The 13,704-nt window shown below is 63.6% G+C and carries 13 protein-coding genes; 6 read left to right on the forward strand and 7 right to left on the reverse strand.

Annotated features, from left to right (window positions below):
* The first annotated feature begins 9 nt into the window (after positions 1 to 9).
* On the forward strand, positions 10 to 282 hold the full coding sequence (locus tag ABEA12_RS11180) for a hypothetical protein (protein ID WP_210101737.1): 273 nt from the start codon (positions 10 to 12) through the stop codon (positions 280 to 282).
* Between the two features lie 95 nt (positions 283 to 377).
* A complete protein-coding gene (locus ABEA12_RS11185; protein WP_210101736.1) occupies positions 378 to 2,606 on the forward strand; it encodes a thioredoxin domain-containing protein in 2,229 nt (742 codons plus the stop codon).
* Here the strand turns inward: ABEA12_RS11185 and trhA are convergent.
* On the reverse strand, positions 2,603 to 3,283 hold the full coding sequence (gene trhA / locus ABEA12_RS11190; protein ID WP_210101735.1) for a PAQR family membrane homeostasis protein TrhA: 681 nt from the start codon (positions 3,281 to 3,283) through the stop codon (positions 2,603 to 2,605). The two genes, ABEA12_RS11185 and trhA, sit on opposite strands and share 4 nt — an antisense overlap.
* Before the next feature lie 218 nt (positions 3,284 to 3,501).
* On the opposite strand from trhA, the gene ABEA12_RS11195 reads away from it, so the two are divergent.
* Both ABEA12_RS11195 and phoH2 read left to right on the forward strand, forming a co-directional pair.
* Positions 3,502 to 4,263, forward strand: coding sequence for an isoprenyl transferase (locus ABEA12_RS11195; protein WP_210101734.1), 762 nt, complete (start codon positions 3,502 to 3,504; stop codon positions 4,261 to 4,263).
* A 176-nt stretch (positions 4,264 to 4,439) separates the two neighbouring features.
* On the forward strand, positions 4,440 to 5,807 hold the full coding sequence (phoH2, locus tag ABEA12_RS11200; RefSeq protein ID WP_345468191.1) for an RNA 5'-3' helicase PhoH2: 1,368 nt from the start codon (positions 4,440 to 4,442) through the stop codon (positions 5,805 to 5,807).
* Between the two features lie 63 nt (positions 5,808 to 5,870).
* Here the strand turns inward: phoH2 and ABEA12_RS11205 are convergent, their stop codons facing one another.
* The gene (locus ABEA12_RS11205; RefSeq protein ID WP_210101733.1) at positions 5,871 to 6,704 is read right to left on the reverse strand and encodes a hypothetical protein; all 834 of its coding nucleotides are present in this window, start codon (positions 6,702 to 6,704) and stop codon (positions 5,871 to 5,873) included.
* Positions 6,705 to 6,800: 96 nt separating this feature from the next.
* Between ABEA12_RS11205 and ABEA12_RS11210 the strand changes: the two genes are divergently transcribed.
* Positions 6,801 to 7,319: a prepilin peptidase gene (locus tag ABEA12_RS11210; RefSeq protein ID WP_210101732.1), complete on the forward strand. Its 519-nt coding sequence runs from the start codon at positions 6,801 to 6,803 to the stop codon at positions 7,317 to 7,319.
* A gap of 47 nt (positions 7,320 to 7,366) precedes the next feature.
* Positions 7,367 to 7,852, forward strand: a complete 486-nt coding sequence (locus ABEA12_RS11215; protein ID WP_210101731.1) for an NUDIX hydrolase — start codon at positions 7,367 to 7,369, stop codon at positions 7,850 to 7,852.
* An 81-nt stretch (positions 7,853 to 7,933) separates the two neighbouring features.
* On the opposite strand, the gene ABEA12_RS11220 is transcribed toward ABEA12_RS11215, so the two are convergent.
* The 5 genes from ABEA12_RS11220 to ABEA12_RS11240 all read right to left on the reverse strand — a co-directional run bounded on the left by ABEA12_RS11220 (position 7,934) and on the right by ABEA12_RS11240 (position 13,548).
* Positions 7,934 to 9,610, reverse strand: a complete 1,677-nt coding sequence (locus tag ABEA12_RS11220) for an MDR family MFS transporter (protein ID WP_210102647.1) — start codon at positions 9,608 to 9,610, stop codon at positions 7,934 to 7,936.
* A gap of 76 nt (positions 9,611 to 9,686) precedes the next feature.
* Complete coding sequence (locus ABEA12_RS11225) at positions 9,687 to 10,337, reverse strand: TetR/AcrR family transcriptional regulator (protein ID WP_210101730.1); 651 nt, start codon at positions 10,335 to 10,337, stop codon at positions 9,687 to 9,689.
* A 190-nt stretch (positions 10,338 to 10,527) separates the two neighbouring features.
* A complete protein-coding gene (locus tag ABEA12_RS11230; protein WP_210101729.1) occupies positions 10,528 to 11,940 on the reverse strand; it encodes a class II fumarate hydratase in 1,413 nt (470 codons plus the stop codon).
* Positions 11,941 to 12,042: 102 nt separating this feature from the next.
* Positions 12,043 to 12,681, reverse strand: coding sequence for a carbonic anhydrase (locus ABEA12_RS11235; RefSeq protein WP_210101728.1), 639 nt, complete (start codon positions 12,679 to 12,681; stop codon positions 12,043 to 12,045).
* Positions 12,682 to 12,855: 174 nt separating this feature from the next.
* A complete protein-coding gene (locus ABEA12_RS11240) occupies positions 12,856 to 13,548 on the reverse strand; it encodes a DUF4245 family protein (protein ID WP_210101727.1) in 693 nt (230 codons plus the stop codon).
* Between the last annotated feature and the right edge of the window lie 156 nt (positions 13,549 to 13,704).

Below are 13,704 nucleotides of genomic sequence, written 5' to 3' on the forward strand. Positions count from 1 at the left end.
GCCCCGCGCGTGTATTCGTTCCTGCTGTACGCAGCCTCAGTTAGTCCTTCCCCGGTCCCCGGCGCACCCGTCGGCGACGCAGCCCAGTCCATCGGCCCGGGTTTCGTGGGCTTCGTGGCCACCGCAGCGGTCGTCATCGTCACCATATTCCTGATTCGCGACATGACCCGTCGTATCCGTCGGGTTCGCTACCAAGGCGAGGCCGAGGCACGCCAGCAGGCCCTTGTCGAAAAGGGCAAGGGCGTCCAGCCCGACGAGCCCGGGGACACGCCGGCGCGCTAGATTCGTCAGGCTCTCGGGCAGGCGGCCCCGGTGGATCCCGATCCCCCGGGGCCGCTTGCCGTTAAGCGCTTCGTCCCGTGGAGTAGGGTGCGTTCATGGGACAACGAATAGCCTCAAGCGCCTCCGCATACTTGCGACAGCATTCACACCAGGCCGTTGATTGGTGGCCCTACGGGGACGAAGCATTCGCCGAAGCCGCCGCGCGCGACATCCCCGTATTTCTCTCCATTGGATACGCCGCGTGCCACTGGTGCCACGTGATGTCCAAGGAGTCCTTTGACGATCCCTCACTGGCGGCGTACCTCAACGAGCACTTCGTGCCGATCAAGGTCGACCGTGAGGAGCACCCCGCGGTTGACGCCGCCTGCATGGCCGTCACACAGACGCTGACAGGAGCCGGAGGGTGGCCCATGAGCGTGTTCTCGCTCCCTGACGGTCGGGCGATCCACGCAGGAACCTACTTCCCCGCGGTTCCGCGAGCGGGCAGCGCGTCTTTCAGGCAAGTGCTCGAAGCGGTCCAAGATGCCTGGGAGAATCGCCGCGACGGCCTCGAACTCCAGGCAGCGACACTGGCCGAGCACCTGTGTTCGATGGCCGGTGGGCAAGCCAAGATGTTCTCACGTGCCTTGCCGCTGCCCACCGGCTCGAATGGTTCGCAGCTGGGGCAGCTACTCTCCGCTGCGGTCCGGAAGTTGGTGGAGATCGCCGACCCCACCGGCGGATTCTCCCCCGCACCGAAGTTCCCTCCAAGTTCCGTCCTGGACTTCCTGCTGCGCGCCGGTCTCGGCCTGGGTCCGGCGGCGACCCAGGCGACCTTGCTGGCTTCGAAGACCTTGGAAACCATGGCCTGTGGAGCACTTGCGGACCATGTGGGCGGAGGATTTGCCCGGTACTGCGTGGACCCCGGATGGAAGATTCCCCACTTCGAAAAGATGCTCTACGACAATGCCCAATTGCTCGGCATCCATGCCCGGGCAGCGGTGCAGTTGCCTGAAGGGCAAATCGCTGAGCTTTGCAGGGTCTCGGCGGTGGGCATCCATCAATGGCTGGCCGATGAGATGCTGCTTCCCAGTGGTGGATTCGCCTCATCGCTGGATGCGGACACTGTGATGCCAGATGGCTCCCACCACGAGGGTGCCACCTATACCTTCACCCCGGCCGAGGCCGAGCGGATCCTGGGTGGTCCGGCGCCCGACTCCGGCTTGGCTTCGCCGGGGCCTGCGCAGCGGAAGGCCGGCGTTTTCTGGGATTTGTGGGACGGCGCCCCTCTTCCGGAAAAAGCCCCGGGCCAAGCGGCGCTTGCCACGGATAAGGTGCCCCTGACGGTTGCGCTCTCACGTACGCCGACGCTGCTTCAATGGCCGGATCTTTCCAGAACCTTTACCAGGTTGGCCGCCGAGCGCGCCAAACGCGTGCAGCCAGGACGCGACGACAAGGTGGTTGTCGGGTGGAACGGGCTGGCGATTGCCTCGCTCGCCGAGGCCTCCGTGCTGCTGCACGAACCGCGCATGCTGGAACTCGCCCTCACGGTTGCCAGCTACCTGCACCGCGTGCACTGGGAACCAGGCAACGACGGCTCCGGTGGGGTGCTCCATCGGATCAGTCACGATGGCGTCGTCAACGCATCCATCGACGCGGTGCTTGAGGACTACGCGGGAGTCGCGTTGGGATTCCAGGCCCTGGGAGTGGCCTCCGGGGACAAGACATGGTTCGAACGGGCCGACAAGATCCTCTCGACCGCGCTGGAACTCTTCATGGACGACGGAATGCCGCGTGACAACACGGCCAGCGACCCCCGGGTGCGAGCCATGCGTGGTGGCGCCAGCAGCGCTGAGGCCTTGGATGACGCAGTTCCCGCGGCGACCTCGTTGCTGGCAGCTGCACTGCTGAACCGGGCGGGACGCCGGGAACTGGACACCGAGGTACGCGACCCCGCAGCGACCGGTAGCCAAGACGATCTGGATTTGGTTCGCATGCTCTTGGGTTTCGTGCCGGCGATTGTGCAGCGGGCGCCGCAAGCCGCAGGGGCGGCCTTGGCTGTAGCTTCCAGGTTCCTCCACGGTTCGGGTACCGAGTTGGCCATCGCGGGCGGAACCGAGGCTGACCGCCGGGCCGCCGTAGGCCTTGGTGTGCTGGCCGGTGTCGCCCAGCTTGGCGACTCGGGAGAAACCGGTACGAGGGGAAGCACATATCCGGCCGGCCCGCAGGGGCAATTGCGGCTCTATGTCTGTCGGGCGGGGATCTGCCATGCGCCGGTCAGTGACCTTCCCTCGCTTGCAGCGCTCATTGTGCCGGGCTTGGACCGTGGAGGAGCCTCGAGCTAGGCGGTGCCGAGTACTGCCATGGTGATCGCAACAAAGTGGCAAGCGAAGCCAAAGAGGGTGAAGAGGTGGAAGAGTTCGTGGAATCCAAGGACTCCAGGAAAGGGATTCGGCGCCTTGAGCGCGTAGAACACCGCGCCGGCGATATAGAAGGCGCCACCGAGGCAAATGAGGATCGCGGCTGCCGGACTGGCAGTAAAGAATTCCCCGAGATACAGCAGCGACGCCAGTCCCAGCACCACATAGACCGGGGTGTAGAGCCAGCGCGGTGCATCGGTGAAGAAGACCCGGAAGGCGACACCCGCCAGGGCGCCGATCCAGATGGAAACCAACAAGATCGCTGCCGACCTCTGTGGGAGCAACGCCCATGCCAGTGGGGTATAGGAGCCGGCGATAAGCAGCATGATGTTGGTGTGATCGATCCGCCTGAGCAGCCGCGTGGTTGCCGGCGACCAGTTCCCGCGGTGGTAGAACGCCGACACGCCAAAGAGCAAGACTGCCGTGAACACGAAGATCGCACTGGTGGCCTTGCCCGCACCAGCAGGGGCCAAAACGAGAAGCACGATGCCCGCGGCGAGGGCAAACGGGGCTGTCACCGCATGGATCCAACCGCGCAGCACTGGTTTGCCGGCCGTTCCCGGGGCCGCAGGAGCAGGTGTGTGCCCAAGGGGTTGGTTCATGTTCCCAGCCTATACCTACTCGTTAGTAGGTTCGGTGGTGCTTGACCGTGGATGGCCAAGGACCTGAACAGTTGCCGTAAACTCCGTGTGGTGTATTCACCGTGGCAATGCCCGCGCCTCGAGCCATCGATACAGCTGGAACCCGGTAGCGTTAAGCCAAGTAAGCGGCCGCAAGGACCGCCCGCATCAAGCCGCCCAAAACCAGCAGGAGTATCGCCGTGGAATTACCGGGATTTGTCTACCGGCTCTATGAGCGGCAATTGCGTGGTGTTCTGGCCCCGGAGAAGCTGCCGGCCCATATCGGCGTGCTGGTGGACGGCAACAGGCGTTGGGCCAAGCTCTCTGGGCAAACCACTGCCAGCGGACACCAAGCCGGTGCGGACAAGATCCTGGAATTCCTGGGATGGTGCCAAGAACTGGATATCAACCTAGTCACGCTCTACATGCTTTCCACCGACAACATGAATCGCTCCAGCCAGGAGCTCGATGACCTGATGGGCATCATTGCCAACACCCTGGACAGGCTCGGCGAAACCAAGACGGTGCGCGTCAAACCGGTCGGGACACTTGGGCTGCTTCCCAATTACCTGGCGGAAAAGCTTCGGGAGCTGGAACTGTCCACGGCGCACGTGACAGGTATCCACGTCAATGTCGCGGTGGGGTACGGGGGCCGGCAGGAGATTGTCGATGCCGTAAAGGCATTGCTTCTCCAAGGCCACGCCGAGGGGTTGGGCGCGGCGGAGATTGCCGAGAACCTCGACCCGGAACAGCTGGCGACCCACCTGTACACCAAGGGCCAGCCCGACCCGGACCTGGTCATCCGGACTTCGGGGGAGCAAAGACTTTCGGGATTCCTGACCTGGCAAAGCGCTTACAGCGAGTTCTATTTCTGCGAAGCGTTATGGCCTGATTTCAGGCGCGTGGATTTCCTGCGGGCCCTGCGCGACTTCGCCGACAGGAAACGCCGCTTCGGTTCCTAGCCCACCTCCCGGTCTGTTTGCCACCGCCCGTTGGACCAGTCTTCATCCTTTCTTAATCAAGGCACGCACCCGGATCAAGGACAGTCTCTCGGTTTACGCGTAGGTTGGTGAATAACGGGTGATGAAGCCGTCATTGCCCGCTGAACGGGGGAGCAACTCCCCGCGAGGAGCGAGACATGGCAGCGAACACGGAACTCCCGGAAACCCCTTCCACCGAGCCGGCAACCAGCGCGGAACCAGCGACCGAGGTGGAGGAAAAACGCACCTTCGTCCTGGACACCTCGGTGTTGATTGCCGATCCGCATGCAATGCTGCGCTTTGCAGAACACCACGTGGTCTTGCCGGTTACCGTGATCATCGAACTTGAGCGCAAGCGCAACGACCCGACGCTGGGTTTCTTCGCCCGCGAAGCGCTGCGGACCCTGGAAGACCTAGGGGGAAAGCACGGCGGGCTGGCCAACGACATGGTGGTCGGGGAGCACGGCGGGACCCTGCGGGTGGAACTGAACCACATGACTGCGGATGTCTTGCCCGTGGGATTCCGCAATACCGATAATGACACTAGGATCCTGGCGGTTGCCAAATCACTGATGGATGAGGGCCAAAAGGTCACGTTAGTCTCCAAGGACATGCCGATGCGAATCAAGGCATCGGCTATGGGCCTGGACGCCGAGGAATACCGCAACGAACTCATTGCCTCCTCCGGATGGACCGGCGTCCATGAAATGGACGTTACCGAGGAGCACATGTCGGCACTGTATTCCGAACAGTCCCTCGAGCTGCCCGAAGCAGCCGGGCAGCCGGTGAACACAGGCCTCATTCTGCATTCACCGCGGGGCTCCGCGTTGGGCCGGGTGGATCGAAACCAGCTGGTGCACCTGGTGCGCGGTGACCGTGAGGCCTTTGGCCTGCGAGGCCGCTCGGCCGAGCAACGCCTGGCCCTGGACATGCTGCTGGACAAGGAAATCGGCATCGTCTCGCTCGGTGGCCGGGCCGGCACCGGCAAGTCTGCCCTCGCCCTGTGTGCGGGGCTGGAAGCGGTGATGGAACGCCGCGAACACCGCAAGATCATGGTGTTCCGGCCGCTGTATCCGGTCGGCGGGCAGGACCTGGGATACCTGCCCGGCGCCGAGTCGGACAAGATGAATCCGTGGGCCCAAGCGGTGTTCGATACCTTGGGCTCGGTGGTGTCAAAGAATGCGATTGACGAAGTGATGAGCAGGGGCATGCTCGAGGTGTTGCCGCTGACCCACATTCGCGGGCGCTCACTGCACGATGCCTATGTGATCGTTGACGAGGCGCAGTCACTGGAACGCAACGTGTTGCTCACTGTCCTTTCGAGGATAGGCCAGAACTCCAAGGTGGTCCTTACCCACGACGTCGCCCAGCGCGACAACCTGCGCGTTGGCAGGCACGACGGCATCGCTGCCGTCGTCGAGCAGCTCAAGGGACATCATCTCTTCGGGCACATCACGCTGACACGATCGGAGCGCTCCGAGATAGCCGCGCTGGTCACCGAACTTCTTGAGGATCGATTCCACTAGGAGACAGCTCGCCCGGTTCGTGACCCGCAATCGGCGCGTAGGGAACCTCAGTGCCTGCTTGGTCTACGCCCCGGGCCGCTGGACCGTTCCGGGGATCGGCCACAACGGTGGATGGCGCACATCGCTCAGGGACGGAGTCGGCTGTGTGAAGAGCCCGTCAATCATGTATTCGTCCACCGCGGAAATTTCCACACGGTGCTCCAAGCCTGCGTCCGGTCCATCAAGCACCTTGCGTCGGACGCAGATGCCCGTGGCCCGGTCCAAGCGGATCCGGGTGCGCCGTGGGCAAAGCAGAGGTGCCTCCTCCATGACAGGTGCATAGGAATGGCCCCGGGAAAGAACCGCTTCAAGGCATGGGCGGCCGCGATCGTCGGTGATCTCCTGCAAGGTGTGGATGGTGCTGGGATGGGGGAATGCAATGTCAGCGGGTCCCGGGGCAAACCCGGCGATTTCCACCGGATCCAGAAAGGCCGTCCACAGGCCCACGGGCATCAGGTCGTTGACATAGGCGGCCTCCGGGCGTCTCGAAACCAACCCGTCATCCCCGTAGACGGGGGCCAGAAGATGCGGGGGCAACAACCAGCTCTTGCGGGTCGATGCCACGAAACTTGCATCGCGCGAGGCGTTGATGTCATCGGTGCGAAAGAGCACCTCTCCGTTGTCGTCTTCAACCCGGATGGCGTTCGGGCGCCTGATCAACACCGTGAGGTGCTCGGGCAGGTTCGGGGCGGCAAACGCGAGGGGATGCGCCTGGGCGTTGGTGACACCGATGGTGATCTGCACGCTGTCCCACAACCATGGGGAAGATCGGGCGAGCCGGCGGAAATGCCCCATGAGTTCCTTGCTTGGGGCCCGGTCCGGATCGGGGAATACTGCAGTGCCATTGACCTGTTCCATATCTTCAGTCTAGCGAGGGGCAAGGCAGGGAAGACTGCTTGGGGATAAGGGGGCATGTCTGGCGGGGTCCGCTTCGATGCGCGTATGGTGTGGCCCATGCCCCAACTCCTCGTGCAATGGATCGCCGGCGCCGACGCGCGCTCCTTGGTTGCAGGGATCCTTCTCGCCCTGGCCCTAGGGCTGTACCTTTACAACGCCGGGCGCTTGGCGGTCATCGATGTCCGCTCTCACCTGTTGCCCAACCGCATCCTGGCTCCGTGGTCCGGTGCGGCACTGGTGCTTCTGGGCGCGGCAGCGCTGCTGGCAGGTGAACCCCGGGTGCTGTTGCGTGCAGTGACGGGATCGGCGATCCTGTTCGGCGCCTACCTGCTGCTTCACCTGCTCGCACCCTCGGGCATGGGGCTCGGTGACGTGAAACTCGCTGCGGTGCTCGGGCTTTACCTGGGTTTCGTGTCCTACATGCACTTGTTGTGGGCCTCGGTTCTGGCCTTCGTCATCGGGGCCCTCTGGACCGCGGTGTTGCTGATCGCCCGCAGGCTCACGCTGCGCTCGTCGGTGGCTTTTGGGCCGTTCATGCTCGTTGGTGCGGCCACTGCCCTGGCCATTCCCGGGTAGCCTGCTCATGGATAACCATGCCCCGACCGGAAAGTTGGCTACCGCCTATGCCCACCCCAGAATTCATTGTCCAGATGCGCGAAAAGATCGGCAATGACCCTTTGTGGCTGCCAGGGGTGAAAGCGGTGGTGATCCACGAGGGCAAGGTGCTGCTGGTGCGCCGGGCTGACAACGGGCGGTGGACGTTGCCGGCCGGGATCCTGGAACCCGGAGAAGAACCCGCCATCGCGGCGGTTCGAGAGGTGTTTGAGGAAACCGCGGTGCACTGCGCCATCACTCACCTCGTCGGGGTGGCCACCACGGACGAGGCACTGTACCCCAACGGGGACCGCGCCCAATACTTGGACATCATCATGGCGGGGGAGTACTTGGGCGGGAATGCTAAGGTCAACGACGACGAGAACCTCGAGGTCGGCTGGTTCGAACTGGAGGACACACCGGATGTGCCGCCTAAGCATGCCCGGGCCATCGCGTGGACCCTTGAACCCAAGGTCGAGGGGCACTTCCTCACCGTTGGCCAGGACCTGGCGTAGCCCGGGCCGTTCGGGTGAAGCGCCCCGACGCAGGCTTTTTGCCCTTGTACAGGTCGCTTGAGCCCGTCCGCGGAATCTGGCCTAACGGTCCGGGGAGGGATCCTCGTCGCCGGTCTCGGCTGCGCCATTGGTGGAGATCTTGGCGCCCTTGCGGGCGGCATCTTCCAAGGTCTTGGCTTCTTCCCCGCCAATGGCCTCGCCGCGGGCCACCATGCCTGCGGTGTCCGAGAGCTTGACTTGCTTGAGCAGCAGTGCCAGCACGAAGGCAATGAGGATGAACGGGATCAGGTACCAGAACACCGGCGCCAGCGAGTCGGCGTAGGCGTCGACGATGCCCTCGCGAATGGCCGCCGGGAGCTGAGCCATGGCCTGCGGGTCCAGTGTGGCGGCGGCGTCACCGGCATCCGCGGAGCTGGCCCCGGCACCGGTGAAGACATCGGTGAGCTGCTCGGAGAGCCGGTTGGTGAACATCGCCCCGAAGATGGCAACACCTAGGGCGGCACCCACCTCGCGGAAGTAGTTGTTGGTGGAGGTGGCGGTCCCCACCATGGCCGGATCCACCGCGTTCTGTACCACCAGCACGACAACTTGCATGATCAGGCCAAGGCCGGCGCCGAAGATGAAGAGGAAGATGCAGATCAGCCACAACGGAGTGGTCGCCGACAAGGTGGTGAAAGCCAGCATCGCGCACGCGGTGATAAGGGTCCCGGCGATCGGGTAGCCCTTGTACCTGCCGGTCTTGGTGATGGCGAGGCCGGAGTAGATGCTGGTGCCCATCAGGCCGACCATCATCGGGAGCATCAACAGGCCGGAGACCGCGGCGGAGGTGCCCGAGGACATCTGCAGGAACGTCGGGACGAAGGCGATGGCCGCGAACATCCCAAGGCCCAGGGTGAAGCCGATGGCGGTCGCGTTGACGAAGATCGGGTTCTTGAACAATGCCAGCGGGATGATCGGGTCCTCTGCCCGGGCCTCGGCAACCACGAAGAGAACGATTGCGGCCAGCATGCCCACGCCCCAGGCCCAGGTCTCGAGCGCTGCCCAGCCGTGGTTCCTTGATCCGCCGAAATCGGTGAAGAAGATCAGGGACGTAGTGGCGATCGAGAGCAGGAGAACACCTGGTATGTCGATCTTCTTGGTTGATTTCTTGTTCGGCAGGGTTAGCGCGAACCAGGCGATCAGGAAGGCGCCGATGCCGATGGGGATGTTGATGTAGAAGGCCCACTGCCAGGAAAGGTGGTCAACGAAGAAGCCGCCGAGCAGCGGGCCGGCTACGGCGGAGAGGCCAAAGATTGCACCCAGCGGGCCCATGTACTTGCCACGGTCGGAGGCGGGAACGATGTCGGCGATAATGGCCTGCGAGAGGATCATCAGGCCTCCGCCGCCCAGGCCCTGCATGGCGCGGAAGACCACGAACACCCAGAAGGTTCCGGCAAATGCGGCGCCGACGGAGGCCAGGGTGAACAAGGCGATGGCAAGAAGGAAGAGGTTGCGCCGCCCCAGGACGTCACCGAATTTGCCGTAGATCGGCATCACAATAGTCGTGGCCAACAGATAGGCGGTGGTGATCCAGGCCTGGTGCTCGACGCCTCCGAGCTGGCCCACGATGGTGGGCATGGCGGTGGAGACGATGGTCTGGTCGAGGGAGGAGAGCATCATTCCGGCGATGAGCGCCGAGAAGATGATCCAGATGCGCCGTTGGGTCAACAGCAACGGGGCCGGGGTCCCGGTGGGCTGGGAGGCGGTGGTTGCGGACATCATGAGGGAGCCTCCTGGTGGGGTGGGTCGCGTGGGAAGTACGGGGAAGGGCGCCGGCAAACTGGGAAGGCAGCCGTTACTCGGGCTGGATGCGCTGTTGGAAAAGATCTTGGGTCTGGGTCACGGCCAAGAGAAACTCCTCGGCCAGTGAAGGCCCGTCCGAAGCCTTCACGTAGCGTTCGATGGCTTGGTGCGTGGCGAATTGCAGGCAGTGAACCAGCATCGCGATGCCGGGGTGGCTGGGAGGCACGCCCTCGCGTGCGGCGACCTGGGCGATGAACGCGGCCTGTCGCTCCGGTCCCACCTGCATCATGCGCTGCAGGAGTTCGGGCTCGCGGTGCAAGATGGTGAAGAACCCGTGGGCGCCGCGGATCTCGGTTTCATCCAGGTGCAGCTGTTCGAGCACCAGCGTGACGAGGTCAGAGAGCAGTGTGGGGGAGATTCCCCGGATTCCCGCCGGTCGGGCGCTCATGAAGCGTTCAAGGGCCCCTGTCGGGAGCCCGTCCTCGGCGTGGCCGAAGACGGCGTCGAGCTTGGAAGCAAAGTAGTTGAAGAAAGTACGTCGGGAGATTCCGACCTTGGAGCAGAGTTCTTCGATGGTGAATCCGGCAAAGCCGTTTTCGGCCGTGAGCTCGCGTGCATTGCGCGTGATAGACAGACGGGTTTTGAGCATGCGTGCGCCGAGCGTCGGCGGGCTTGCCGAACCTTCTGTTGCACTTTGTTTCATGGAGTGCAGTTTTGCACTATCTTTGCTTGAGTGCAAATCCTGAGTTTCTGCTCACCGCGACGGACCCAAGCGCAGATGGCCAGGGGTGTCCGGAGACGCAAACGGCGGTTCGTTCCCCAAGCGCGAGGTACCGTGGGGAACGAACCGCCGTTGCCCATCCGAGTTGCGCCGGTCGGCCAGGGGGATCCGGTCAGTGCTTGCCGGTCATCGTGGTGACATCGAGCAACGTATCGAGCTGCGCCTCGGTCAGCTCCCCGCGTTCCACGAACCCCAGAGCCACAGTGGCTTCGCGCACCGTCAGCTTCTCCGCAATGGCCTTCTTGGCGATCTTGGCGGCGTTCTCGTACCCGATGAACTTGTTCAGCGGGGTGACGATAGAGGGGGAGGCCTCCGCAAGGAAGCGAGCGCGCTCGACGTTTGCGCTGATTCCCACGACCATCTTCTCGGCCATCACCCGCGTGATGTTGCCCAGCAGGCGAATGGACTCGAGCACGTTGGAGGCCATCACAGGAATACCCACGTTCAGCTCGAACGCCCCATTGGTGCCGGACCATGCAATCGCCGTGTCATTGCCGATCACCTGTGCTGCGACCATGATCGCAGCCTCGGAAATCACCGGGTTGACCTTGCCTGGCATGATCGAGGACCCCGGCTGCAGGTCGGGGAGGGAGATCTCGCCCAGACCGGTGTTCGGACCCGAACCCATCCAACGCAGGTCGTTGTTGATCTTCATCAGCGAGATGGCAATGTTTCGCAGCTGCGCCGAGGCCTCGATCAGCCCATCACGGTTGGCCTGGGCCTCAAAGTGGTTGCGCGCCTCGGTCAGGGGCAGGGAGGTGTCGGCTGCCAGCAGCTCGATGACGCGCTGGGGGAATCCCTCGGGGGTGTTGATGCCGGTGCCCACGGCGGTTCCGCCCAACGGGACCTCTGCCACGCGCGGCAGTGTCGCCATGATCCGCTCAACGCCGTAGCGCATCTGCGCTGCATACCCGCCGAATTCCTGGCCCAGGGTCACCGGGGTTGCATCCATGAGGTGGGTGCGGCCGGACTTCACCACATCCTTGAATTCCTTGGCCTTGGCTTCAAGGGATGCGGCAAGGACCTCGAGCCCCGGGATGACGTCCCCGAGCAGGCCCGCGGTCGTTGCCACATGCACCGAGGTGGGGAAGACATCATTGGAGGACTGCGAGGCGTTGACGTGATCGTTGGGGTGCACCGTGGTTTCCGAACCGGCTTCGCCCAGCGCCCGGGTGGCCAGCTCAGCCAGTACCTCGTTCATGTTCATGTTGCTCGAGGTGCCGGAGCCGGTCTGGAACACGTCTATAGGGAAATGCGCGTCGTACTTGTTGGATGCGACCTCGTCGGCCGCGGCCACGATGGCGTGCGCGCGCTCTTGATCGAGCACCCCTAGCTCGAGGTTGGCCTTGGCCGCAGCCTTCTTGACCTGGGCCAAGGCCCGGATGTGCGCGGGTTCGAGTTTCTTGCCCGAAATGGGGAAGTTCTCAACGGCGCGCTGGGTCTGCGCGGCATAGAGGGCCTCGGTGGGGACCCGTACTTCGCCCATGGTGTCGTGTTCGATGCGGAAGTCAGCAGAATTGTCCATGTCACCCACGGTACGCCGCCAACAGGAAGTTCGGCAGTAATCCATGGCACATCCAAGGACCGGGCGGCCCGTGGGGCCGCCTGATCACATCAATGTCGCTGCCTAGAGCACCCCGAAGCCCGAGACCATCTCGGCCTTGCCCTCGGCTAACCTGTACGTCACACCGATGACGGCCGTGCGGCCTTCGTCGATGGCCGTGGAAATGATGCGGGACTGCTCAACCAGGCGATGAGTCGTCTGCTGCACGTGCTCAACGACTGTGGTGTTCACATCGCGGATCCCGTTGCGGCGTGCAGTGATCACCGAGGGAGTGATGTGTTCGACGAGGTCGCGTATGAAGCCAGGTGGCATCTCGCCGCTTTCCACCGAGTTGATGGTGGCGGTGACGGCGCCGCACGAGTCATGGCCAAGGACCACGATCAGCGGGACGTTCAAGAGGTCAACCGAGTATTCCAGGGAGCCGAGGGCGGCCGAGTCGGTGACATGCCCGGCGGTACGCACCACGAAGACGTCGCCCAGGCCGAGGTCGAAGATGATTTCGGCAGCCAGGCGTGAGTCGGAGCAGCCAAAGATCACGGCAAACGGGTGCTGCTTGTCGACAAGGAACTGGCGCCGCAGGGCATCCTGGTTGGGGTGGTCGGTTTGCCCGGCCACGAAGCGGGAATTGCCTTCACGCAATTTCCGCCACGCCTGCGCGGGGGTCAGGGCCACATGGTCGACCGAGGCGTCGGATTCATTCATGTTTTTCAGCTTAGACCCACAGCTGGCCGCACCGTGCACCCGTTGGGTTTCATGAAGCACCGTGGCTTCATTGCTTTCGCGGCACACCCAAATGTGCGGTTGTGGTAGAGGTCTCATGACTTTCGATTCCCGGAACCAAGGAGCGGCCCGAGGGAAGCCCGGGCCGGAGGAAACCTAGTTGGCAGGGATCTCGCTCTGTGCCAGTCGTGCCAAGTCATCCAAGGTATCCATGCCGCTGTCGCTGCTGAGCACGAGGGTGGATTCGCCCCGCTCGCCGATCAGGATCTGGTTCTTGTCCTTCTTGCGCAGCTCCCACGCGGTTCCGTCAACCGTGTGGCTGCCAGCGGGAGTGGCGTTCTCGGTCACCGCGGCCAGCCACGAAAGGTTGGGGGTATTGGTCTGGCGGACCCAGACGAAGGTGTCGTCCTTGGTGACAACGCCGAATTCCCAGTACTTGATGCCGTCGACGTTCTTGGTGATCCAGCGTGCGAAGTTTACGTAGTCGCCTTCGGGCAGCGACGGCGCCCACGGGGTGAAATCGGCGTCGGGAGCCGCCTGGGCGGCCACGGCCGCGATGTCGATCTGGTCGCGATAGGTCTCGGCCTTGTTCGGCGGGTTGATCAGGATGACAGGGATCGCCACGGCGACGGTGAGCAACACGGAAATGATCATGCCCTTGAGCGTCTGGCTGGCTCGCTTGGCCTGCGACGGGGTAAGGACCGGTGTCACCTCCGGTTCCTGCTCCAGGTGCGAATCCGTTGCTTGGCCGGCGGTATCGGGCTGCGCGGCAGCGTACGCCGGCATCGGGGCATCGGTTGGTTCAGGGGTGTTTGCCGTTGCGGCAGGGACCTCGGGGTGTTCACTCACCCCTCCATTCTCGCCCATGCGGCGCACAGAATCTAAATGGATGTTCCCCGGCTCCGGAGTCAAGGCGGCACGTAACGCAAGCGTGGTCTGCGAGGGAGTAGTTGACCACCCGCGATAGGATGGAACGCGTTGGCCCCCGGCAAACGAACAGATCTC

Origin of the sequence: Paeniglutamicibacter antarcticus (assembly GCF_039544305.1) — a bacterium.
Lineage (GTDB): Bacteria > Actinomycetota > Actinomycetes > Actinomycetales > Micrococcaceae > Paeniglutamicibacter > Paeniglutamicibacter antarcticus_C.

Bases quoted from the DNA above. Each gene is read 5' to 3' on its own strand.
- ABEA12_RS11185 (WP_210101736.1), top strand. From the start codon at position 378: ATGGGACAACGAATAGCCTCAAGCGCCTCCGCATACTTGCGACAGCAT.
- trhA (WP_210101735.1), bottom strand. From the start codon at position 3,283: ATGAACCAACCCCTTGGGCACACACCTGCTCCTGCGGCCCCGGGAACG.
- phoH2 (WP_345468191.1), top strand. From the start codon at position 4,440: ATGGCAGCGAACACGGAACTCCCGGAAACCCCTTCCACCGAGCCGGCA.
- ABEA12_RS11205 (WP_210101733.1), bottom strand. From the start codon at position 6,704: ATGGAACAGGTCAATGGCACTGCAGTATTCCCCGATCCGGACCGGGCC.
- ABEA12_RS11210 (WP_210101732.1), top strand. From the start codon at position 6,801: ATGCCCCAACTCCTCGTGCAATGGATCGCCGGCGCCGACGCGCGCTCC.
- ABEA12_RS11215 (WP_210101731.1), top strand. From the start codon at position 7,367: ATGCCCACCCCAGAATTCATTGTCCAGATGCGCGAAAAGATCGGCAAT.
- ABEA12_RS11220 (WP_210102647.1), bottom strand. From the start codon at position 9,610: ATGTCCGCAACCACCGCCTCCCAGCCCACCGGGACCCCGGCCCCGTTG.
- ABEA12_RS11225 (WP_210101730.1), bottom strand. From the start codon at position 10,337: ATGAAACAAAGTGCAACAGAAGGTTCGGCAAGCCCGCCGACGCTCGGC.
- ABEA12_RS11230 (WP_210101729.1), bottom strand. From the start codon at position 11,940: ATGGACAATTCTGCTGACTTCCGCATCGAACACGACACCATGGGCGAA.
- ABEA12_RS11235 (WP_210101728.1), bottom strand. From the start codon at position 12,681: ATGAATGAATCCGACGCCTCGGTCGACCATGTGGCCCTGACCCCCGCG.